Here is a 22,884-nt window from a genome sequence, read left to right as displayed (position 1 = left end):
TTATACAACTCATGAAATTTACAGGACTTTGGAAACATCCTGACTTTATGAAACTCTGGACGGGGCAGACTCTGTCCATGTTCGGGGCCCAGATCACCACGCTGGCCCTGCCCTTGATCGCCGCGCTCATGTTGAACGTGAACGCGGTGCAGATGGGGATGCTGACGGCGATCGGCTATCTTCCGTACATTTTGTTCTCGCTGTTTGTCGGCGTCTGGGTCGACCAGCTTCGCCGCCGACCGATCATGATCCTGACCGACGTGATCCGCGGCGTCGGGCTGCTGGTGATTCCGTACGCAGCTTGGGAAGGATTTTTGACATTTGAACTTTTGTGCACGATCTCGTTTCTGGTCGGTACCGCCTCCGTCTTTTTTGATATCGCCTACATGTCGTACCTTCCGTCGATCGTCAAGACGGAGGAGCTGGTGGAAGGGAACAGCAAACTGGAGTTCTCCAACTCCGCCTCCCAGATCAGCGGCCAGGCGATCGGCGGCGCGCTGGTGCAGCTGCTGACCGCGCCGGTGGCGATCCTGATCAACGGCATCACCTTCTTCATCTCCGCCTTTACGCTGATCATCATCAAGCGCAAAGAGGACAAGCCGTCCCTGCCGGAAGAGAAAGAAGACAACAACGTGTTCCAGAACATCCGCGACGGGCTGAAATTCGTCTTCGGCAATACGATCCTTGCCCGCATCACCGTCGCAACCGGCCTGTTCAACCTGTTCGGGCTGGCGATGGAAGCGATCTACATCCTCTATGTCACACGCGAGCTCAGCCTCTCGCCGTTCATGCTGGGCCTGATCTTCACGATGAGCGGCGTCGGCGCGATGGCCGGCGCTGCGGTGGCCGGCAAAGTGGCGGAAAAACTGTCGCTCGGCAAGACGCTGGTGCTGTCGCTGGCCCTGGCCGGCGTGTTTTACCTGCTGGTGCCGCTCTCCTCTCTGCTCTCGGTGACGCTTGCGATCATCGTGCTGATGGTTTCGCAGTTTGTCGATGCGGCGATGATCGTCATCTACAACATCAACCAGCGCTCCTTGCGCACGGCGATCACGCCGGACCATCTGCAAGGCCGGATGAACGCATCGCTGCGCTTTATCATCTTCGGCTCGATACCGGTCGGGGCGATGCTCGGCGGGTTCCTCGGAGATGCGATCGGCACTCAGTGGACGCTCGTCGTCGGGGCGGCCGGGATGCTGATCTCCAGCGGCGTGATCCTGACCTCGTCGGTGGCCAAGCTGGACAAGATCCCGGAAGCGCCGGCCGCTGCGGCGGAACAGGCTTCTTAATCCACCACGAAATCCACCACGAAAGGAACGAACCTCATGCCTACAAAGCCGAACGAAGCGCTGCTGGAAGGCGTGTTTGAAGGCGAGGAAAGCTATGTCTTTCCCGCCTCCGCTTCGCAAAAACGCCTCTGGTTTTTAGAGGAACTGATCCCCGGGAATCCGGCGTATAACCTGTCCTTCCCGCTGCGGCTGCGCGGTCGGTTGGATGTGCAGGCGCTGCGTGACAGCCTGAACGCCGTCGTGGAGCGCCATGAGGCGCTCCGCACCCGCCTGCTCTACGACGAAGGGGTGCCGGTGCAAGTGGCGGCGCCCCGCCTGCTGCTTCCGCTGGCGGTGCTGAGCGAGACAGGTCTCTCGGAAGCAGTGCGAGATGCGCGGGCGATGGAGCTGGCGCATGCGGAAGCTTTGAAGCCGTTCCAACTGGCGACCGGGCCCTTGATCCGCGCCCATCTGATCGCTTTTGCGGACAACGATCATCTGCTGCTCCTGACGATTCATCACATCATCATCGACGGCTGGTCGGTACAGGTGCTGTTCCAAGAGCTGGAGGCGCACTATGCGGCGTTTGCCGCCGGGGAGACGGTCGAACTGCCGGAGCCGGAGCTGCAGTTCGGCGACTATGCGGTCTGGCAGGAAGAATGGCTGGAGTCAGACGCGTTCACCGAGCAGATGCAGTTCTGGAAAAAGCGGCTGGAGGGGCATCTGCCCCTGCTCGACCTGCCGTCCGACCGTCCGCGCAGCTCACAGCCGACCAGTCGCGGAGGCAGTTATGAATTTGCGATTGGCGAAGGGGTCGCCGCCGCGCTGGAGCGGCTGGGGCATGCGGAGAACGCGACGGCGTTTATGGTCTATCTGACCGCCTTGCAGGTGTTTTTGTACCGCTACAGCGGCCAGGATGATTTCTGCATCGGGACGCTCGACGCCAACCGCAATCAGGACGGCCTGCAAGAGGTGATCGGCTTTTTCGTCAACACGCTGGTGCACCGTGCGCAAATGAAGCGCGGCGTGACGTTCCGGGAGCGTCTGCAGGAAGTGCAGGCGGCGTGTCTGGAGATGATGCCCTACGCCGAGGCGCCTTTTGACAAGATCGTCGAAGAGGTCAGCACGGAGCGCAGTCTGCATCATACGCCCCTGTTCCAAGTCTTGTTCGAGTGCTTGAACGAAAGCGGCGAGGAGAGCTTTTTGTCGCTGCCGGGCGTGACGGTGACGGGGATTGAGACGCCCGCTGTGACGGCGAAGTTTGATTTTGCCTTTTATGTCCGCACGGGCAAGGGGCAGGCGCAGGGGCGCTTTGAGTACAACGCGGAGCTGTTCGGCCCGGCGACGGTGGAGCGGATGGCCGCGCATTTCCTCGTGCTGCTGGAGGGGCTGGCTGCCGACCCGGACGGGGCGGTGGAGAAAGTGCCGCTGCTGACGAAGGAAGAGTGGCAGAGGTTTGAAGCGGGGCTGGAAGCGCTGCCGCAGCAAGCGGAAGCTGCAGAGTGCATTCATCTGCGCTTTGAACAGCAGGCGGAGCGCACGCCGGACAGCGTGGCGGTGGAGTATGAAGGGAAGACGCTGACTTACCGCGAGCTGAATGAGCAGGCCAACCGCCTGGCGCGCCTGCTGCTGGACAGCGGCGTGCAGCGGGAAGACCTCGTCGTGCTCTGTTTGGAAAGGTCGCTTGTGATGATCACGGCGATTCTCGGCGTGCTGAAGGCGGGCGCTGCTTATGTGCCGGTCGATCCGGCCTCGCCAGCGGAGCGCACAGGCTTCATTTTGGAAGATGCGAACGCGAAGGTGCTGGTGACGCAAGGCGGCGTGCTGGACGAACGGCCGGAGGGGCTGCAGGTGATCGAGCTGGATGCTGTTCAGCAGCAGTTGGCGGCGTATGCGGCCGACAATCCGGCGCTGGATGTGCAGCCGTCGAATCTGGCCTATGTGATCTACACGTCCGGCTCGACGGGGAAACCGAAAGGCGTGCTGATCGAGCATGGCCATGTGCATCGCCTGTTTGCGCAGACGGAGGCCTGGTACGGTTTTGGCGAAGGGGATGTCTGGACGCTGTTCCACTCCTACGCCTTCGACTTTTCCGTGTGGGAGATCTGGGGGGCGCTGTTCTACGGCGGGCGACTGGTCGTCGTGCCGTACTGGGTCAGCCGTTCGCCGGAGTCGTTTTACCAACTGCTCGCCCGTCGCAAGGTGACGGTGCTGAACCAGACGCCGTCCAGCTTCCGTCAGCTGATCGGGGTCGATCAGCTGCAGCGGTCGGCAGCGTTGTCGCTGCGCTATGTGATCTTCGGCGGCGAGGCGCTCGACTTCCGCGTGCTGCGTCCGTGGTTTGACCGACATGGCGACCAACAGCCGCAGCTGGTGAACATGTACGGGATCACGGAGACGACGGTGCATGTCACCTATCGCGTCATCTCGGGGGAAGAGGCGGCGGCAGTTGGCAGCAGTTCGATCGGCGTGCCGATCCCCGACCTCAAGGTGCATGTGTTGGATGAAGAACTGCAGCCGGTGCCGGTCGGCGTGTTTGGCGAGATGTATGTCGAAGGCGCTGGAGTCGCGCGCGGCTATCACAACCGGCCGGAGCTGACCGCCGAGCGTTTTCTGCCTCATCCGTACGGGGCAGCTGGATCCGGCAAGCTGTACAAGACGGGCGACGTGGCCCGCCGCCTGCCCAACGGCGAGCTGGAATACCGGGGTCGCGCCGACACGCAGGTGAAGCTTCGCGGCTTCCGCATCGAGCTGGGCGAGATCGAAGCGGCGCTCCTGCAACACCCGGACGTGGCCGAAGCGGTCGTGGCGGTGAAGACGCTGCCGTCCGGCAGCCAAGGGCTGGTAGGCTTCGTGGTGCCGAGGAGCGGAGTTGATGCGCTGCAGACGGAGCGCCTGCGCGAATTCGTCGCCGGGAAAGTGCCGGAGTATATGGTGCCGGGCTTCTTTGTCAACATCGACAGCGTGCCGGTGACGATCAACGGCAAGACGGACGTGCGCGCCTTGCCTGTGCCGGAGCAGGAGCGCAGCTCTCTGTCCCGTCCGTACGAAGCTCCGGCGACCGATGCCGAGCGGGCGTTGGCGGAGATCTGGTCGCGCGTGCTGCAGGTGGAGCAGGTCGGGGTGACCGACAACTATTTTGAACTCGGCGGGGATTCGATCCGCTCCTTGCAGATCTTGTATCAGGCGCGGGCGGCCGGGATCGAAATCGGGATGCAGGAGCTGTTCAAGCACCCGACGGTGCGCAGTCTGCTGCAGGCGATCGCGACGGCGGGAGAAGCGGAAAAGGGAGGAGCGGCAGAAGCCGAGCTGCTCAGCGAAGCAGACCGCGCCTTGCTCTTGCCGGGGATCGAAGACGCCTATCCGCTGTCCCAATCGCAGCTGGGGATGCTCTTCCACAGCAAGATGGACGCCGGCCAGCATCTGTATCACAACGTTCACAGCTTCAAGCTGCAAGCTCCTTATCAGGAAGCGGCATGGAAAAAAGCGGTCGGGGAGATGGCTGCGCGCCATGCGATCTTGCGGACCTCGTTCGATCTGACCACATACAGCGTGCCGATGCAGTTGGTGCATCGCGAGGCCGAGGTGCCGATGGTGTTCGAAGACCTGCGCGGCCAAGCGGCCGACCGGCAGGCCGCGTTCCTTGACGCTTGGATTGAAAATGAGCGCGCGCATCCGATCGACTGGACGCAAGCTCCGATCCTGCGCTTTGCCTTCCACCGTTTGGATGAAGCGACATTCCATCTGGGCATCACCGAGCATCACGCGATCTTGGACGGGTGGAGCGTGGCGACGCTGCAGACCGAGTTGTTCAGCCTGTACCTGCACCATCTGGGGCTGGCCGAACCTTTGCCCGCGCCGCCCGTCGCGTCATACAAAGAGTTCATCCGCCTGGAACAAAAGGCGCTCCGTTCGGAGCAGACCCAAGCGTTCTGGCGGGAGCGGCTGTCCGGCGCGACATTGAACCAACTGCCGCGCAGACAGGCCCGCATCGGGGAAGAGCTGCCGTCGGCGATGGGGATGGAACGCGTGGCGATCGCGCCCGAGCTGTCCGAAAAGGTGACCGGACTGGCCCGCCAGCTCGGCGTACCGGTGAAAAGCGTGCTGCTGACGGCGCATCTGCGGGTGGTCAGCCTGCTGTGCAGCCAAGACGACGTGCTGACCGGGGTGGTGTTCAACGGCCGCCCGGAACAGCAGGACAGCGAGCGGACGCTGGGCATGTTCCTGCACACGCTACCGCTGCGCGTCGAGCCGACGTCCGCTTCCTGGCGCGAACTGATCTTTTCCGTTTTTGAAAAAGAGCAGGAGACGCTGCCGCACCGCCACTATCCGCTGGCGCAGATCCAGCAGGATCAAGGCGGGCAGGAACTGTTTGAGACGTTCTTCAACTACACCCACTTCCATGTGTTAAACGAAGTGGAGGAGTATCCGCATCTGCAGGTCGTGGACGAAAGAGGGCATGCGGACACCTCATTTGCGTTTGGCGCCGAGTTTGGCTTGGAGCTCGATGCGGCGGTGCGGCTGGACTTGCGCTACGACCAGGCCCAATTTTCCCAAGAGAGCATCGGGCGCATCGCAGGCTATTTCCGCGCGGTGCTGACCGCGATGACCGAAGATGCGGACGCCGAGCACAAGCGGGTGAACCTGCTGTCTCCGGCCGAACTCGGGCAGTTGGCGGCGTGGAACGAGACGGAGCGCGACTATCCGGTGCATTGCATCCACGACCTGTTCGCACAGCAAGTTGCCAAAACGCCCGACCGCACCGCGTTGCAGTTTGAAGGGGAAGAGTGGACCTATGGACACTTGAATGCGCAGGCGAACAAGATCGCCCGCGTGCTGCAGGCGCAAGGAGCAGGCGCGGAGACAAAAGTTGGCCTGCTGTTCGAGCGTTCCCTGGAGCTGGTGGCGAGCTTGTACGGCATCATGAAAGCGGGCGGCGCGTACGTACCGTTCGACCCGGAGTTCCCGGAAGCGCGCTTGCAGGAGATGTTCGAAGATGCGGGCATCGGCGTGCTGCTCACTCAGCGCAAGTGGCTCGATCTGGTGCCGCCGAGCATCGGCACGGTGCTGGTCGCGGAAGACCTGCTGGCGGAGGCTGCCGGGATGGATGGCGAAGCGGACTTCGAACCGGCGCCGTACGACCCGGACACGCTGGCTTATATGATCTACACGTCCGGCTCGACCGGCAAACCGAAAGGCGCGATGATCACCCACCGCAGCATCTGCAACCGCATCCTCTGGATGCAGGAGCAGTACGGGCTGACGGCGGAGGATGTCGTGCTGCAAAAGACGCCGTACAGCTTCGACGTGTCGGTCTGGGAGTTCATTTGGCCGCTGGTGACCGGGGCGAAGCTGGTGCTCGCCCGTCCGGGCGGACACAAAGACCTGCGCTACCTGAGCGGACTGATCGCCGCGCAGGGCGTGACGACGCTGCATTTTGTGCCGTCGATGCTGAATGTGTTCGTCGAAGCGGCCGACCCGGCGCTTTGCGCGAGCCTGCGCTTGGTGTTCTGCAGCGGGGAGGCCTTGCCGTTCCCGCTGCAGCAGAAATTCCTCGCGCGGTACACCGCCGAGCTGCACAACTTGTATGGCCCGACGGAAGCGGCGGTCGATGTCACGTACTGGCAGTGCCGCCCGGACAGCCCGTGGCCGCTGGTACCGATTGGGCGACCGGTCGCGAACACGCAGCTGCACATTCTCGATGCCCAGCTGCAGCCGGTGCCGATCGGTTCGGTCGGCGAGCTGTACATCGGCGGCGTGCAGGTCGGGCGGGGCTATCATGACCGCGCGGAGATGACTCGCGAGCGCTTCCTCGACGATCTCTTCCGCACCGGAGGCCATTTGTACCGCACCGGGGACTTGGCGCGCTTCCTGCCCGATGGCAACATCGAGTATCTGGGGCGCAACGACAGCCAGGTGAAGATTCGCGGGCTGCGCATCGAGCTAAGCGAGGTCGAGCGCGTGCTGAGCGAGCACGAGGCGGTGCAGCAAGCGGTCGTCGCGGCTCCGAAGGGCAGCAACGGCGAGCCGGTCCTCGTCGGCTATACAGTCGCCGACCCGGCGCGCCGGGAGGAGATCGAAGCGTATCTGCAGGCCAAATTGCCGCTCTACATGGTGCCGCAGCTCCTGCTGCTCGACCGGATTCCGGTCAACCACAACGGGAAAGCCGACTACAAGGCGCTCGCCGCCCTCGGAACCGGGGAAACGGAGAGCCGGGAACAGCTTCTGTCGCCGCCGCGCGATGAGTTGGAAGCGAAGCTGGTGCAGATCTGGGAAGAGCTGCTCGGCCAGCGCCCGATCGGCATCGACGATCATTTCTTCAAGATCGGCGGGCACTCGATCGCCGCGATCCGCCTGATCTCGCGAATCGCCCAGCGCTTCGGCCGCGAACTGCCCTTGAACGCGCTGTTCAAGCTGGCGACGATCCGCGAGCTGGCCGCTGCGCTTCGCGACCGCGACGAGGCGGCAGCATTTTCGCCGCTGGTGCGTTTTGCAGTCGGACAAGCGACAGGCACCCCGCTCTTCCTCGTCCACCCGATCGGCGGCACCGCGTTCTGCTACGCGCAGTTGGCGTCGCTTTTGCAACAGGACTTTGCGGTCTATGCCTTGCAGGCGTCCGGTCTCGCTTCGGTCGAAGCGATGGCCGCGTCCTACATCGCCGCGCTGCGCACGGAACAGCCTCATGGGCCGTACCATCTCGGCGGCTGGTCGTTTGGCGGCGTGGTCGCCTTTGAGATGGCGCGGCAGCTGCAGGCAAGCGGCGAGGAGGTCGCGATGCTGGCGCTGTTTGACAGCTTTGCGCCGGTCAGCTTGTACCGGCGGTCGGCGGCGAAAGGCGATGCGGACTTGCTGCACGGATTCCTGCGCGACTTGCTGGCGACGGCAGGCAGCGAGGCAGGAGGCCAACTGGAGCAGCTGTTCACAGCGCACGGCACGCTTGACGGGCTGTGGCCATCGCTGCGGGCACAGGGCATGGCGCCGGAGGAACTCGACCTGCCGGGACTGAAGAAACTGTTCCGCTTGTACGAGGCGAACGTGCGGGCCCAAGAGCAGTACGCCCCTGCGCAAAGCGTGTCCGTCCGGACCCTTCTCCTCCTCGCCAACGGGGGGGCACTCGATGCGGACGACCACCCGACGCTGGGCTGGAGCACGCTGATCGACGCACCGATTCAGCTGGCGAGCGCGGCAGGCGATCACTACGCGCTGCTGCAAGCGCCGGACGTTGAGGTTTTAGCCGAAGAAGTACAGCGTTTCTATCAGCAACTGATCGTGAGATAGGCAAGAAGCGTGCAGACGAACTCTGCACGCTTTTTTGTTATGATGGAGTGGAGATGGAGGGAACCCGATGAGACTTGCAATCCTGATAGCAGATGATGATCCGCATCTGCGAACTTTGGTTGGTTTTTATCTGCAAAAAGAAGGCTATCGCGTGCTTCCGGCGGAGGATGGAGCGGCGGCGTCGCGGCTGCTGGAGGAGGAGCGCGTGCATCTGGCGATCGTCGATGTGATGATGCCGGGCTATCAGGGCGACGCGCGGACGATCGATGTGACTTCAAACCGTTCGAGCCGTTGTTTTGGCCGCAAATTTGCCAGTGCCAAATAAAGCTACTCGTTACAAAGTATCAGGGAAATGCCCGAAGTGTAACCACGAAACCGAGTTGAAAATGGAGCAGATTAGTTAAGATCACGATGGCTTGACATCACACGGAATGGTGAAAGTCGTTACTCGGCCGAGCCGCCCTTTCTAACTACAGGGCATTTTTATTTCTTTCCGAGTCGCTGCACAAGGTGTCCGGTGCATATTTGCGAAGTGCAAGCCTAAAAGGGGAGATGATACTTTGAATGAGTTTTTTTTGCCACCAACAGATCATATTGATAATGGTTTTGCAGCGACTGCAGACACTTTCCAAAAAACCGCAGACTTCTTGTTTCAATCAAAGGAGTATGCAGAAGAGATGGGTAATTTTGGAACAACGTACATCCCCATGCCTGTTCAGTATTTGTATCGCCATTCAATCGAGCTGTACTTGAAATCAATAATTATAAGACTGCATCGATCACTTAAACTGCCTTTTGATCAGGACGATTACAAGAAATTTCAGCAAGCCGGAAATCAGTTCCGGCTTTTTTACGTTGGATAGAGTGACCGTAGACATTCACCCATCCCGCAAGAGCCACATAGGCTATACAACACTCTTGTCAAAGTGAGGTGGAAACAACGTGTTGAGGAGCGGTCAGAAGCCGCCGAACCAGCGGGATGGAGTGGATGTGATCGATCAGTACCGCAACGGGGAGGTGGCGCTGAACGAAGCACTAAGACGGCTGTACGGATCGGGGAGCCCTCCTGCGGTGCGCAGAGAAGGGAACCGTTCGACGCAGTCAGAGATGCAGCGCTTTCAGCAAATTTTGAACGAGCTAGACTCGATGATCGGCCTGAAGCAAGTGAAGACGTTGGTCAAGGAGATCTATGCATTTGTGCAAATCCAACAAAAGCGCGCCCAAGCGAAACTAGCCACGGAGCCGATCGTGTTGCATATGATTTTCAAAGGGAACCCGGGCACGGGAAAGACGACGGTCGCCCGCATTCTCGCAAAACTTCTGCGCGAGATGGGCGTGCTGTCCAAAGGACATCTGGTCGAAGTGGAACGCGCCGATCTGGTCGGGGAGTACATTGGACATACGGCGCAAAAGACGCGGGACCACATCAAAAAAGCATTGGGCGGTATTATGTTTATCGATGAAGCGTATTCCCTAGCACGCGGCGGTGAAAAAGATTTTGGGAAAGAGGCCATCGACACGATGGTAAAAGGTCTGGAAGATCACAAGAATGACGTGGTGATCATCTTGGCCGGGTATGGTCATGAAATGGATCTGTTCTTGCGCACCAACCCTGGCCTGCCGTCTCGTTTCCCGATCGTGGTGAACTTTGAGGACTATAGCGAATCGGAATTGATGCAAATCGCCGACACGATGCTTCGCAAGCGCGAATACAAATTGTCATCGGAAGCGTCAAGCAGACTGCGCACATTCCTGCGCAACTCGGCCACAAGTGGCCAGCGTAACTTTAGCAACGCCCGCATGGTGCGCAATGTCATCGAAAAAGCGGTGCGACTGCAAGCGGTACGACTGCTCGAGGCTAGCAGTCCGACGCGAGATGAGTTGATGAAGATCGAGCCGGACGATTTGGTTTTGGGAGAGGGACTCAGACATGAGGAACTTTCTCGTGATTGGGAGCACCACCGTAGGTAAGGCAAAGTTGTCTACGCGGGATATGAGTATAGGTATATCGATAGTTTGCCCCTATAGGGTATGCTACCTCCGAATGTAAAAGTCATAAAAAGCCGCCTCAGCATCACGCTGAGGCGGCTTTTTGCCTGGAAGTCTATTCGTCGCCGATCCCGGACCACAATTTCTGCATTTCGGTGTTCGTCGCCAGCATTTCTTGAAGTGTGCCTTCCGCTGCCACTTTACCATCTTGAAGCAAAATGATGTGATCAGCGCGCAGTAAGGCAGATTTTCGGTGGGAGACGACTAGGCAGGTTGTCTCTGCATTCTCGAATGTGCGCTCCCATAACAGGCGTTCGGTTTCTACATCTAAGGCGCTGGACAGATCGTCAAACACGAGCAACTCAGGTTGTCGCACAAACATGCGCGCGGCTGCGGTGCGTTGCACTTGACCACCGGAGGGGCGGGCACCTTTCGTGCCAACCATCGTTTGCAAGCCTGTGCTCATGTCATGCAGATCGCGTTCCATGACCGCTTGGTGAACAGCTTGTTCGATTAACGCTTCGTCTGCCTCGAGGCCCATCAAGATGTTGTCTTGAATCGTATCGGTGAACAGTCGAGGCGACTGCGGCGTATAGCTGCTTCGCGGCGGAAGGAAAAAAATAGAAAAACCCGCCCTTTCTGCGGTGAAAGGTACTTGACGAGTAATTTCCAATAATGCTTTAACGGAACGGAATCGGATGGATCTGATTTCGTCATGATGGGAATCCTTTCCAAGTCAGGTAAAGGCGATCAAGCTTATCATAATACAATTGGTATTATTTTGAATATAACTATTAACAGAATTTCCGATAAATTTATGATCTAGATTTCATTGATAGAAGGTTCAAGTCTGGCGATCGCAACTCTTCATCCATGCGGAGGTAGGTATTTTTATGAAATTCAAGCAATAACGTTTGATAAGTCCCATTGTTCCTCGCACAGGTAATCACAATTTCTCTGCGCCCACATACGCTGTATCAACCTTTTCGAAAGTGAGGTGGGAGCATTTTGTATAAAAGTTCGCAAGGGAAGAAGTTGCGGCTGCGCTTGATCAGGAACGGAGACGAACGGATGCGCATCGAGCCGGACGATTTGGTCTTGGGGGAGGGACTCAGACATGAGGAACTGTCTCGTGATTGGGAGAACCAACGTAGGTAAAACGATCTTCTGCATCAATTTTGCAGAATATTTAGGTCTCCAACGCATGGAAGTTTTTTTTCAACTTCCTGACGGCACCACTCGGCAGCGCAAACTGGACATGGTGAGCGCCAGACAAGAATTATCAGGTACTGGTTTGCACAAGACTCGCAACCTGCAATCGATCCAGTTGGAGTTGCCCAGAGGAAAAGGCGTGCGACACTTTAAGCTGACCGACTCGACCGGACTTGCTGACGGCATTCACCCCGACCTCGAAATGCGGGAGGCGATGGCGCAAACGCTACAGGAGTTGCGTCACGCCGACTGCATCCTGCATCTGGTCGATGCAAAGGAAGTGCAGCGCGTCGGTGGCTTGCAAGCGCTAGGTGCTTTGGATCTGCAGATCGCCGAACTTGGTCAGCGCAAGAGCGGGTATCTCTGTTTGGCGAACAAGACCGATCTGCCGGAAGGAAAGAGCGGTTTTCGGCTATTACAAAAGGAATTGAAGGGACTTCATCTGTTGCCGATCTCGGCACTTTACCGCCAAGGGTTTCGGGAGGTGAAAGAGCATGTTTGGCGTCTGGTCTAGCCTGCTGGTCGAGTGGATCGGCATTGTGCTGGCAGGACTGACGATCAAACTGATGGACGATTGGCTGGATGTGGAATACGATCAGTGCGTCGGGCGGCACACGCTGGCGATCCGATTGGGGCGGGCCTGCCTGCCCTATGCACTGCTTGGGTTTGGCGTGGCGATGGCGCTGGCACCCCAGGTTGCATTGGCCCTGTTTCTAGCCGCTTATGCGATCGGAATGGGGCATGATCTGTTGGAGAAGATGCCGACCCGCCTGCCCGGGTGGGTCGAGTCGGCCATCGTGCTCGCCATCTCGGGCTGGGCGACCAGCATCGGCTTGACGTTGTGGGCGCTGTGCGTGATGGCGATGATCCAATTGCTCGATGATCTGATGGATTTGCAATATGATCGCCGTTCAGGTCAGAATAATTTGGCGATTCGTTTTGGATTTGTGGAAGTGACGTTGGCGATGTTTATCTTTCTGCTCGCCTCAGTCCTGCTTTCACCGATGAAAACGGTACAGGTGCTGGTCGCCGCCCCGCTGGTGCATATGATCATTGCGCAATTTGGTGGAATCGGGTCGCGTAAAAGGGGGTAGCAGACGTGACAGAACTGCTCATGATGGCGCTTTTTCTGCTCGTCGTACTGATTGGGTACGCGCTGGGACGGCGGGTCGGTCACGTGGCTGGGATGCGGGAAGGACGCATCCTGTCACACATCGAACTACGGGAAGAGTCTTTGCGAAAAGGCGTCTGTCCGATTTGTGACAAATCATATCTACAGTAGGCACTCCGCACAAAGGGTGCCTCTTTTTGTGTCTAAATGAAGGGCGATACTTTATGAGGGAAGTATAGATAAAGTATCAAATGAATGGGAAGAGAGTGTTGAGCATCAAAGATATGCTCGACGTGGTTTCCATCGTGGGGATGGCGGGGCGGTTTTCAGGCGCGGATGATGTAGTGCAGTTTTGGAAGAATCTGTGTGAGGGCCTTGAGGCAAGCACCGTGCAGGAGTTGACCTTTGACGTGGAAGAACTCATCATTGCGCAACTTAGAAGAGCTAGAGGACGAATCGGCGCGCTCCTTGTCACATTCGCCCGAATCATCTAATTTCCGTGGAAATCAAATTTTGTGTATATAATAGGGAGATGTGAAATGGCATCCTTGTCAATCTTCGTTTGATTTGGTGTTGCCCGTAGTGGAGGTGTTTGTTTCGTATGTTTTTGGTGGGCTTGTATTTGGCAGCCATCGTGGCGGCCAATCTCTCGGTGGCACTGTTCGGACCGGCATCGACGATCATCAACGCATTTTTGTTCATCGGTCTCGATATTACGACCCGGGACGCGTTGCATGAGCGCTGGCAGGGCAGGAAACTCTGGCTGAACATGGGACTGCTGGTGCTGGTCGGTTCGATCCTCTCTTACATTATGTACCGCGAGGCAGCACAGGTCGCACTTGCTTCGTTTGTGGCGTTCGCCTTATCGGGCATCGTCGATACGGTCGTCTATCATCTGATGCGTCGTTATCCGAGGTTTGTCAAAGTCAACGGCTCCAACGTCGCCTCGGCTGCGATCGACTCGGTCACGTTTCCGACCATCGCGTTTGGTATGTTCATCCCGTGGGTGGTGGCAGGACAATTTTTGGCTAAGGTGCTGGGCGGCTACGTCTGGTCGCTGTTGTTGATCCGAAAAAGAGAGAGGGCCTAGGCGCCCTCTCTTTTTGTTGAGCTGAGTAGCTTCGAGGATCAGGATCAGCGAGAGCGCTGTCCTTAGCTACTGCGGACTGTTTCGCCAAAGAGAACGTGTTCAATCAGTCTTCAGGTCGATGGCGTATCCGTTTGAGATAGTAGAGGCTGCTTAGCAAAAAGGCGAGTGCACAGGCGATGATCAGCCAGGTTTGGTTCGGGTTATACCACATGCGTACTTTGTACCAAGTGGCCGGGAACTTGATCAAGTCGCTCAGGCCAAACTCTTCTTGGTCACCAGTGGCGAGCACATATTTGCCGCTTTGGCCTGCTGGGTCGTAGACGGCGATGTAGTAGGTGCCAGGCTCAAGCGTCTTGGAGATCAGTTGGCGTTCAAGGTAGGTCGTTTGCGTGAAAGGTTCGTAAAATTCGTCCGCTTCCCCTTTCCAAAGCAGAATGGCACGTCCGAGCGCTGGCGGGAGATCGAGCGGATAATTTGGCGGTTCGTTGGTCGTCGGTAATCCTGGACCAAAGAGAACGAACGCTGGGCCGAACGTTTCAGACTGCGGCTGTTTGGGGACGGAGAGGCGAGCGTAAAACGGTGCAGCTTCGGTCAATGTGATTTTGTAGACATCGACAGCACGCGGCGTTTTTAGTTCACCGTACGTGGCATAGGAGACGGACGGGGAAGGAATTTCATAGGCTTGCTCATAGCCTCCGATGTTGCGCTCAACAAATATTGGCTTGTGTGCCATCACCGAGGCCGGGAGAAACAGGGCGGCTACGAGAAGTGCCAACGCGTACAGAATTAGATGAGAGCGTTGAGGTAAGAAGCGCTTGCTGGTTCGTTTCATCGGGACAGTCACCTCCTTGTACCAGACATATGCATAGGGTAAGATGAAAATGAAATGACTGACCAGTGAATTTGGATTCCTTCCGGACAAGGTGAAGATACATAGAGAATGGTGGATGGATCATGTCGAAGAAAATGCTTTTGATCTCCTACTTTGCGCCGCCGATTTTAAATGCGGAATCGATATTAGTAGCGAAAACGTTAAAGTTTCTGTCGCGGGAGTATGCGGTGGATATGCTTACGGTTGGCAAGGAGTCCGATTTTAAAGAGGATCAGTTTTTGGTGGAGGAGATGGGCCCTGCGGTCAACGTGATCCGCGCGGCCAATCCGAAGCCGTCGTCGAGGGTGTTGCGCAAAGTGTATCGCGAGGCGATGGCGAGGTTGACGGCGATCGACAATCCGATTTGGATGCGCGAGGCGAAGCGGGCGATGGCGAACTTGAAGGGCGATTATGATGTGCTGTACAGCCGTTCGCAGCCAGGTGCGAGCCATGTGCTGGCTTTGGAAGCGAAGCAGCGGTGGGGAATTCCTTGGGTGGCGCAATTTAGCGATCCGTGGGGGCACAATCCGTATCATCCCCTGCATGGGAAGACGAAAGCGGTCGTCGAACAGTATGAACGGCAAGTGATCGAGCAGGCCGATCACTTGATTTTTCCAACGCTTGAGATGCGCGATTTGTACGCGAATGTGTACAAAAGTGCAGGCGTGATCGAGCGCGCCACCGTACTGCCGCACCATTTTGATGCTGAATTGTACCGCGGGAATGCACCGCAGAGGAGCGATGGAACGATTGTGATGTCGTACATCGGCGACTTTTACGGGCTGCGTTCCCCAGCCCCGCTGATCAAAGGTCTGACCATTTTGCAGAAACATCGTCCCGATCTGGTAAAGCGCTTAGAACTTCAGGTCGTAGGCAATGTGGAACGTTCGTTTCACGGGTTGCTAGAGGACGCACAACAGCAGTTGGGATTGCGTGTGAATCGCGTGGGACAGGTACCGTTTCGAAGGAGTTTGGAGCTGATGGCTGAGAGTGATCTGTTGCTTTTGGTCGATGCGCCAAGCGATGTGAATTTGTTCTTGTCGTCAAAATTGATCGACTATCTGGGGGCGTATCGCCCGATTCTGGGGATCACGTCCACGAAAGGGACGGCGGGCCGTCTCCTCAACGAGTACGGCTGGCAGGTGCATCATCCGGAGGATACAGCGGCGATTGCAGAGGGGTTGGAAGCGTACTTAACCGGACTTCCACAGTTGCAGGAACAGGCACGACAGATGGAGATCGACCGCTTCCGCTCGGAAAGTGTGGTGGCCGAGTTGGTCAGGATCTGTCAGCGCATCCAGCGCGGGCAATAGCGGGGGAGCGAGCGTACAGCACGACTGCTCGGCTCGCTTCCCATCTTGCATGCCACCGTGCAGAAAGTTAGAGTGTAGTGAAAAAGAGCAGGCACTTCCTCACGCCGTGAGTGAAGTGCCTTTGTTGTATCAAAAAGCACCGCCGAGGCGGTGCTGGTCACTGCTTAGAGCGCTTCCCAAGCGCTTTTGATTTTCTGTTGGTTATAGCCCATGATCACTTCGTCGCCGACGAGAAAGACCGGTGTAGCGCTGGCACCTAAGTTGATCAGGTCTTGCATGTGCTTGTCGTCTTGGCGGATGTCGCGGTCTTCGAAAGGGATGTTGCTGTTGGTCATCCATGCTTTCGCTTCAAAGCAGGGCGGGCAGGTCGGTTGCGTGTAGATGACGACTTTTTTGTTGGCCATGTTGATCAGCTCCAAACTTATTTTTCTTCATCATAAGCGAGTGATCGAACGATTTCTGTAAGCGGGAAAACAGAATCGGGTAAAATCGTCAAGACAGCGTTGCCTAAGAGATGCTATACTTTGAGTTGCGTTTGTAACCCTGCGTGGAGCAAAGGAGAGTGCCGTGTTCGTGTTGGTTCTGAAAAAGGTTTCGTTCCCTGTGTTGATTGCGGCTACGGCTGCTGTGCTATTTGCTGTTTTTCAAGTTCAAAGCTGGGGGATGTACAGCTTGGTCGTTCTGCTCCTCGCCCTGCTAGGGACGAAGCAAGATGCGAATGAGATTTCGTGGCGCAAGTTTTTACCGGCCGGCTTCATTACGCTGTTCGCCTTTTATATGATCTACAAATATGGCGGGCCTATGTGGAATGAAGTGATCTCATTTCAAACGAAGAACATTCGCCATTTTTTCCAGTGGAATGAGTGGTTCAATTCGATCCCGTTTAATGATGCAGCTTGGGCGCGCGTGTGGCAGCCGGAATGGTTGACCAACTATCTGGCTTGGGTGTATATGAACGGCTTTACGCTCTCCTATTGGATCTGTGTAATCCGGGCGTTTTTTACGAAGGATGTGAAGCGCCTCGCACTGTACTCACTGGCTGGGTATCTGTTGCAGGTTCCTTTGATTTTACCCTTTTATAATACGATCTTGCTGCAAGAAGTCTGGTTTGTGCAAGGCACTCCCGACTTGTTGGCACGGCCACTGACGCCGGAGCAGCAGTTTACGACCGCGTGGAATTGCTTCCCGTCGATGCATACGTCGATCGCGTTTGCGGCGATCTTGCTGTCGTTGCGGGAGAAGAGCCGCTGGTATAAGTGGGTGATCGGGTTTTATTGCTGGTCGATCATTTTCTCGACTTTGTATTTGAAGATCCATTGGGTCATCGATATGTTTGCTGGAATGCTGTTTGCCTATGGATGTGTGAAATTAGCCGATCTGATTGTGAATTCGAAGTGGTTTGCTCGCTTTGTGGAGCGATTCTTGGCACTTGGCGAATGGCTTCAGGAAGGGCGTATGCCAACACAGTCAGCGAGGGTGGAAGTTGCGACTGCTGAAAAGGAAGATGAGCGAGATGTCAAGTAAGGTCGGGACGAAAAATCCCGACTTTTTTTGTTAGGTTGCTCACATTCGGGGAAAATAAGGTATGCTAGTATTGGTTTAGAAAGTAAAGTTACTTTTTAGGGGAGGAAGAATCGTATGGCGATGCAAGTGATTCCGGCAGCCGATCGGTATCATTCGAAGATTGATTGGTTGGAAAGCTACTGGCATTTTTCGTTTGATCAGTATTATGACCCGAGCAACCGTAACTTTGGAAATTTGCGTGTATTTAATGAGGACTGGATTCAACCGAACACAGGCTTTGGGATGCATCCGCACCGTGATATGGAAATTGTGACATTTGTGGTGTCAGGAGAAGTGACCCATGAAGATTCGATGGGGAATAAAGGCGTGATCAGGGCGGGGGAAGTGCAGCGGATGACTGCGGGCACCGGTGTGTTCCATTCGGAGTATAACAATTCTCCAGATACGGTTGTCCATTTGCTGCAAATGTGGGTTTTTCCTAATGAAGTGGGACTTACCCCGTCTTGGGAGCAAAAGTCGTTTCGAAATGATGAGCGGAAAAACGTGTGGCTTCCGGTGGTCTCCGGGACACCCAAGGGAGAAGCGCTCGGGATTCATCAGGACGTGACGTTCAATGTGGCCTCGCTGGATGCTGGAAATGCATTGCATCATGAATTGGGCAGCAAGCCAGCCTACCTCTTTGTGATTAACGGAAGCGTGAAAATTGGGAATACGCTTCTGGCAAAGGGGGATCAGGTGAAGATGGTGGAGGAAGAGCACTTGGCGCTGGAGGCGAGCGAGGATAGCGAATTGATTTTGATCGAATTATAAGGAACGGGCAGCGTGGTTGCTTGGGCAGAGAAGTGAAACAGGAGTTCGCAAAGTTAGTGCGGACTCCTGTTTCTGTTACTCGACGACGGTAAAGGGGGCAGAGATCGTGATGGTTTGGGGCGGCTCGGTGTTCATCATGCCGTGGTCCATCGAGGTGAGGTCCACAGAGACTTTGATTTCATAGGCACCCGCTTTGACATTTTGTTGCTGTACATCGTCTTTCGCTTGCAGTTTTACCTGATGGGTGATCGTTTGATCCGGCTTGAGTTCTTTGACGCCCATCATTTCGATACAGTGTTTTGCTTCACCTTCTGGCACGAGCGCGAATTGACTTTGGTTGATCGGAACAAAAATGTTGACTCCGGTGTCGCAACCGTTGTGGGTTTGGAGAAACATTGTTTTTTGGGTGGTGTTGCGAATGTGGGCTTGAATGATCATCTCTTCGCCCGGCTTGTATTTGATCTTGCTCGCTTTAACGATCACTTCGAGACCGTTCGACTCCGCTTTGTGGAACAGGCCAGGAATTTCTTCGTTTTGCGAAGCGGCCGGTTGCTGGTCGGCTTGCCCGGTCACAACGTCTTTTGTCCCGCATCCAACAAGGCCCGTCAATACCGCGCAACTGAGCAGTACAGTCAGCGCTTTTTTCATGATCAGCACCTCCAGTGTGTTTGTGTTGTATATGACGCAACGAACTTGCGTATGGTTACATGAAAAAGGAGCCCTGTTGATTTTAGGGCTCCGCTTCGCAGTATAGCATGTCCAATCGTGGTGATGTGCATGTATTTTTTGGAAGCAAAAATTATGCCAAACGGCGACCGATCGTGGGACGATAGGAGGAGCTGATCGGGGTGTCGATCCAGATTGCGTACACAGGTTCTATTTCGTCGCGAATGTCTAATGGAAGAAATGACGGTGATAGATGTAATTTTCACTTAAAGGCATAAAGGCATGCAATCTGATAATCTCCGATCGTTCTAGCAACCGTACTGATCGCAAAGTTTCGTGCCGATCTCACAGTGTTAGAATGACAATAAGCGAATAGAGTCGTTTTCCATTTTTACAACATTCGGTAAACATGGTGCGAAAACGCCGTTCCAAAATCTCTTGATCCATTGCCAGAGAGTCGATTCTTTACGAATCGACTCTCTTTATATTTCTTCATATGTAAAAACAAAGTACCTATCTCGTCCAAGTTTTTCTGTTACATAATGTGCGGATACACATGATTCTGACTGCTCTCCACTCTCCAAATTCATGCTCAAGTAAACGATATCGATCCCTTTGTCTCGCAAACTTTGAAATTTTCTTCGATTGTGTGCTACTGCGAAAACTTCAACACTGCTGGTGAATGGTTGATCTGTAGTGATTTGCTCCTTGAAATAAGTCGCAAAAAGTAAGTGCTATCTTACTAGAGTTTCGCAATTTTAAACTTTCCGAAATTGGCTATTGTAATTTCCGAATAGATGTATTAGTCTAAAAACAGAGCTCATAACAACGAAGGGGAGAGATTACATTGAAAAAGAAAACAGCATTTTTTACAGCTTTAGCTTTGGGCGTCACTGCTTTTGCAGGCATGACACCGGGCGCAGCTCCGCAGGCAGAAGCTGCACAAGGACAACAAAAATATTTGGTAGTATTTAAAAATGAGTCGGCTCTTCCGAGCAACTTTGAAAGCATCTTGAGCAACGCTGGTGGTACCATCACGAAGACGCTCTCCGATTTGGGTGCTGTGCAAGTTGTGACCAGCAATCCGAACTTCAATAAAACGCTGAAATCTTCGCCGTACGTGCAATCGGTAGGTCTGGAAGGCACGATCTTCCCGGATACGATTGGTGAAGCTGTAGAACAGTTCTACCCGGAGCAAACGGCTTCCGTAACGCCTGACCTGTATAATACTTACCAATGGGACATCAAACAAGTTACGATCAACGGCGAGTCTTGGACGATGCAAGGTGGTACTGGTAAAACAACCGATGGCAAAGACATCGTCGTAGGTGTTATCGACACCGGTATCGACTACAACCACCCGGATCTGAAAGACAACTACCTCTACGGCAAATCGTTTGTACCGGGCATCTCCGATCCGATCGACCAAGCGGGTCACGGTACGCACGTTGCAGGGGCAATCGCTGCGAACGGTCGCGTGAAGGGTATCGGCCCAGACTTGAAAATCGCAGCATACCGCGTATTCGGTCCGACCGGCGGCGCGGAAACTTCTGACATCGCAGCAGCGCTGAAAGCGGCTGGCGATGACAACGTTGACGTTGTCAACATGTCGCTTGGTGGCTACAACTGGATTCAAGATCCGTCCAGCACCCCGAAAGATGTAATCGCTGACCAACTGCTGTTCGAACGCGCAATCTCGTACGCAACGAAAAAAGGTGTTACGGTTGTCGGTTCTTCCGGTAACAACGGGATGAACATCTCCAACCCGGCCCAACTGACGAAAGACATCTTCGGTCCGGATGCAAAAGGTGCCACCCTGCGTAGCCCGTCCTCTCCGCTGATGTTGCGCGTTGCATCGAACGGTATCGGTTTGAACCGCGCTTACTACTCCAACTATGGTGCGGCGCACATTCATGTTTCCGCTCCGGGCGGCGACTACGGTCCGCTGTGGGCACCGGGCCTGGATCCGTCTCTGCGCGATGCAAACGCACGCACCCTGAACACCTATCCGGGTGGCGGCTACGCTTGGATGATCGGTACCTCGATGGCTTCTCCGAAAGCTGCAGGTCTGGCAGGCGTTATCATCGCGAAAGCTGGCAAAGACAAGCTGACTCCGGCACAAGTTAAGAACAAAATCATGTCTACTACGACCGACATTCTCGACAAGGGCTTCGACAAGTACTCCGGCTTCGGTCTGATCAACGCGAAGAACGCTCTCAAATAGTTCTGAAAGATCGAAAGCACGCCTGTTGCAGGGCGTGCTTTTTTGTATGCCGCGCATGCAGGAACAGAAGTTCGATAAAGGCATGGCAAAATCTGCGGGCATGGGAAGGTGGAGAAGTGGGAATTTTTATGATCGTACTCGCAGGAAGCGGTGCATGAGACGAGCAAACGGTGTGCTTGTTCCGCATGGGTGAGAAGGCAGGATTTTCAGGGAGTGAAACGAATACATCCATGACTTGATAGTTTGACAGTAGAAGAAAAGGGGAATTTTGATGGAAGATGTTCGCAACATTTATTGTGTGGGTCGTAACTACCGACTACATGCGGCCGAGTTGGGGAATGAGGTGCCGACTACGCCGTTTCTGTTCTCCAAGCCGACTCATGCGCTGGTGCAGGCCGAAGGTCAGGAGATTGTACTGCCTGCCGATCAAGGCGAGATCCATCATGAACTGGAATTGGTGGTCATCGTAAATAAATCGTTTGTCCAGGGGATGAGCGTGGACGAGGCGGTTGATCGGATGTGTCTGGGCCTCGATCTGACCTTGCGCGATGTTCAGTCGGAGTTGAAGAAAAAAGGCCATCCGTGGCTGCGGGCGAAAGGGTTCAAAAATTCGGCAGTCGTCACGGCAGACCGCCCGTTTCCAGGCGTGAAAGGTGCATTGGACGTCGAGTTTCGCATGCTGAAAAATGGTGTGGAAGTCCAGCGTGGCAACATCGGGGATATGGTGTTCGACCTACAAGCGCTGTTTGAGTATACGGCTGAGCATTTCGGGCTTGGAGCCGGTGATCTGCTGTTCACAGGCACTCCAGCCGGAGTCGGAGCATTACAAGATGGCGATCATCTAGAGCTATTTTGGGGCGAAGAGTTGATGGGTTCTTGCACGATTCGCTTGCGTTAATCGAAATATCCCTTGTGCGCAGTGGCACAAGGGATTTTTGTTTGGTGATCGGGAAGGTTTGGGATTGTAAGGTTTATTTTTTATCAGATGAGAGCGATTCAAAATTTATTTAGATGAATCGGTTGAAGTAATCGTTTTCAACAATGTATAATTATAAGTAAATTCAAATGAAAGGTGGAACAGCCGGAACGAGCAAGATATTCGTTTTGGATGGAAGCTGGCAAAGAAGTACAGATCAGTTACGTGGCGTTGAATGTAAAGGCGCGGGCGGTGGCCGCTTGGCTGCAGAATTTGGATGCTGTAGGTGAGCGGGCGCTGCTGTTGTACCCTTCGGGGATGGAGTATGTGTCAGCCTTTTTTGACTGTTTTATATGCGGGCGTGCTGGCTGTGCCCGCTTACTCGCCACGACAAAATGGCAATTCGGTGCGACTGCGATCAGTTGTAAAGGATGCGGAGGCACGGTCTGTGCATACCACGTCGGGGATTGCCGCCATCGTGGAGCGCCAATTTTCCGACGTGATCTGCAGCGGCTTTCACATGGCGTTGCTATCTCCGATCTCGTTTCTTCAACAGCCGCTGCGCTGGTAGGAAGCGATCTCGCGCACAAAAGCGACGGTGAGCGACGGGCCCAA

20 protein-coding genes are annotated in these 22,884 nt (G+C 55.5%); 16 read left to right on the top strand and 4 right to left on the bottom strand.

The genetic code is table 11. The features are described from left to right. The first annotated feature begins 11 nt into the window (after nucleotides 1-11). The 5 genes from CIG75_RS10580 (at nucleotide 12) to spoVK (ending at nucleotide 10,514) form a co-directional block, all read left to right on the top strand. The gene (locus CIG75_RS10580; RefSeq protein WP_094236640.1) at nucleotides 12-1,286 is read left to right on the top strand and encodes an MFS transporter; all 1,275 of its coding nucleotides are present in this window, start codon (nucleotides 12-14) and stop codon (nucleotides 1,284-1,286) included. Nucleotides 1,287-1,322: 36 nt separating this feature from the next. Then, nucleotides 1,323-8,543: an amino acid adenylation domain-containing protein gene (locus CIG75_RS10575; RefSeq protein WP_094236639.1), complete on the top strand. Its 7,221-nt coding sequence runs from the start codon at nucleotides 1,323-1,325 to the stop codon at nucleotides 8,541-8,543. A gap of 67 nt (nucleotides 8,544-8,610) precedes the next feature. Next, a complete protein-coding gene (locus tag CIG75_RS10570; protein WP_094236638.1) occupies nucleotides 8,611-8,868 on the top strand; it encodes a response regulator in 258 nt (85 codons plus the stop codon). Nucleotides 8,869-9,103: 235 nt separating this feature from the next. After that, complete coding sequence (locus tag CIG75_RS10565) at nucleotides 9,104-9,406, top strand: hypothetical protein (protein WP_094236637.1); 303 nt, start codon at nucleotides 9,104-9,106, stop codon at nucleotides 9,404-9,406. A 130-nt stretch (nucleotides 9,407-9,536) separates the two neighbouring features. Then, nucleotides 9,537-10,514, top strand: a complete 978-nt coding sequence (gene spoVK, locus CIG75_RS10560; protein WP_407701288.1) for a stage V sporulation protein K — start codon at nucleotides 9,537-9,539, stop codon at nucleotides 10,512-10,514. A 133-nt stretch (nucleotides 10,515-10,647) separates the two neighbouring features. On the opposite strand, the gene CIG75_RS10555 is transcribed toward spoVK, so the two are convergent. Then, on the bottom strand, nucleotides 10,648-11,205 hold the full coding sequence (locus CIG75_RS10555; protein WP_227874199.1) for an ATP-binding cassette domain-containing protein: 558 nt from the start codon (nucleotides 11,203-11,205) through the stop codon (nucleotides 10,648-10,650). Between the two features lie 444 nt (nucleotides 11,206-11,649). On the opposite strand from CIG75_RS10555, the gene CIG75_RS10550 reads away from it, so the two are divergent. The 5 genes from CIG75_RS10550 (at nucleotide 11,650) to CIG75_RS10530 (ending at nucleotide 13,945) form a co-directional block, all read left to right on the top strand. Further along, nucleotides 11,650-12,258, top strand: a complete 609-nt coding sequence (locus CIG75_RS10550; RefSeq protein ID WP_094236635.1) for a GTPase — start codon at nucleotides 11,650-11,652, stop codon at nucleotides 12,256-12,258. Further along, complete coding sequence (locus CIG75_RS10545) at nucleotides 12,239-12,838, top strand: hypothetical protein (protein WP_094236634.1); 600 nt, start codon at nucleotides 12,239-12,241, stop codon at nucleotides 12,836-12,838. Before CIG75_RS10550 ends, CIG75_RS10545 begins: the two co-directional genes overlap by 20 nt. A gap of 5 nt (nucleotides 12,839-12,843) precedes the next feature. Next, the gene (locus CIG75_RS10540; RefSeq protein WP_094236633.1) at nucleotides 12,844-13,026 is read left to right on the top strand and encodes a hypothetical protein; all 183 of its coding nucleotides are present in this window, start codon (nucleotides 12,844-12,846) and stop codon (nucleotides 13,024-13,026) included. A 98-nt stretch (nucleotides 13,027-13,124) separates the two neighbouring features. Next, the gene (locus CIG75_RS10535; protein WP_157729506.1) at nucleotides 13,125-13,349 is read left to right on the top strand and encodes a beta-ketoacyl synthase N-terminal-like domain-containing protein; all 225 of its coding nucleotides are present in this window, start codon (nucleotides 13,125-13,127) and stop codon (nucleotides 13,347-13,349) included. A gap of 107 nt (nucleotides 13,350-13,456) precedes the next feature. After that, nucleotides 13,457-13,945 carry a VUT family protein gene (locus CIG75_RS10530; protein ID WP_094236631.1) on the top strand — a complete coding sequence of 163 codons (489 nt, stop codon included), beginning with the start codon at nucleotides 13,457-13,459 and terminating at the stop codon, nucleotides 13,943-13,945. Nucleotides 13,946-14,048: 103 nt separating this feature from the next. Here CIG75_RS10530 and CIG75_RS10525 read toward each other — a convergent pair whose 3' ends face one another. Beyond that, on the bottom strand, nucleotides 14,049-14,777 hold the full coding sequence (locus CIG75_RS10525) for a hypothetical protein (RefSeq protein WP_094236630.1): 729 nt from the start codon (nucleotides 14,775-14,777) through the stop codon (nucleotides 14,049-14,051). Between the two features lie 122 nt (nucleotides 14,778-14,899). Here CIG75_RS10525 and CIG75_RS10520 point away from each other — a divergent pair, with 122 nt between their 5' ends. After that, nucleotides 14,900-16,129, top strand: coding sequence for a glycosyltransferase (locus CIG75_RS10520; RefSeq protein ID WP_094236629.1), 1,230 nt, complete (start codon nucleotides 14,900-14,902; stop codon nucleotides 16,127-16,129). A gap of 164 nt (nucleotides 16,130-16,293) precedes the next feature. Here CIG75_RS10520 and CIG75_RS10515 read toward each other — a convergent pair whose 3' ends face one another. Next, a complete protein-coding gene (locus CIG75_RS10515; protein WP_094238408.1) occupies nucleotides 16,294-16,533 on the bottom strand; it encodes a glutaredoxin family protein in 240 nt (79 codons plus the stop codon). Between the two features lie 169 nt (nucleotides 16,534-16,702). On the opposite strand from CIG75_RS10515, the gene CIG75_RS10510 reads away from it, so the two are divergent. After that, a complete protein-coding gene (locus CIG75_RS10510) occupies nucleotides 16,703-17,653 on the top strand; it encodes a phosphatase PAP2 family protein (protein ID WP_157729505.1) in 951 nt (316 codons plus the stop codon). Between the two features lie 114 nt (nucleotides 17,654-17,767). Then, nucleotides 17,768-18,463 carry a pirin family protein gene (locus CIG75_RS10505; RefSeq protein WP_094236627.1) on the top strand — a complete coding sequence of 232 codons (696 nt, stop codon included), beginning with the start codon at nucleotides 17,768-17,770 and terminating at the stop codon, nucleotides 18,461-18,463. A gap of 75 nt (nucleotides 18,464-18,538) precedes the next feature. Here the strand turns inward: CIG75_RS10505 and CIG75_RS10500 are convergent, their stop codons facing one another. Beyond that, a complete protein-coding gene (locus CIG75_RS10500; RefSeq protein WP_094236626.1) occupies nucleotides 18,539-19,111 on the bottom strand; it encodes a hypothetical protein in 573 nt (190 codons plus the stop codon). 865 nt (nucleotides 19,112-19,976) lie between these two features. Between CIG75_RS10500 and CIG75_RS10495 the strand changes: the two genes are divergently transcribed. The 3 genes from CIG75_RS10495 to CIG75_RS20720 all read left to right on the top strand — a co-directional run bounded on the left by CIG75_RS10495 (nucleotide 19,977) and on the right by CIG75_RS20720 (nucleotide 22,840). After that, nucleotides 19,977-21,353: a S8 family serine peptidase gene (locus CIG75_RS10495; RefSeq protein WP_227874198.1), complete on the top strand. Its 1,377-nt coding sequence runs from the start codon at nucleotides 19,977-19,979 to the stop codon at nucleotides 21,351-21,353. A gap of 271 nt (nucleotides 21,354-21,624) precedes the next feature. Beyond that, nucleotides 21,625-22,251, top strand: a complete 627-nt coding sequence (locus CIG75_RS10490; protein ID WP_094236625.1) for a fumarylacetoacetate hydrolase family protein — start codon at nucleotides 21,625-21,627, stop codon at nucleotides 22,249-22,251. A 358-nt stretch (nucleotides 22,252-22,609) separates the two neighbouring features. Beyond that, entirely contained in the window at nucleotides 22,610-22,840 is a 231-nt protein-coding gene (locus CIG75_RS20720) for a hypothetical protein (RefSeq protein WP_157729504.1), read from the top strand. Nucleotides 22,841-22,884 lie beyond the last annotated feature (44 nt).

The organism is Tumebacillus algifaecis (assembly GCF_002243515.1).
Lineage (GTDB): Bacteria > Bacillota > Bacilli > Tumebacillales > Tumebacillaceae > Tumebacillus_A > Tumebacillus_A algifaecis.
The sequence above is the reverse complement of the archived record's forward strand: the minus strand, read 5'-3'. Positions and strand labels throughout refer to the sequence as shown.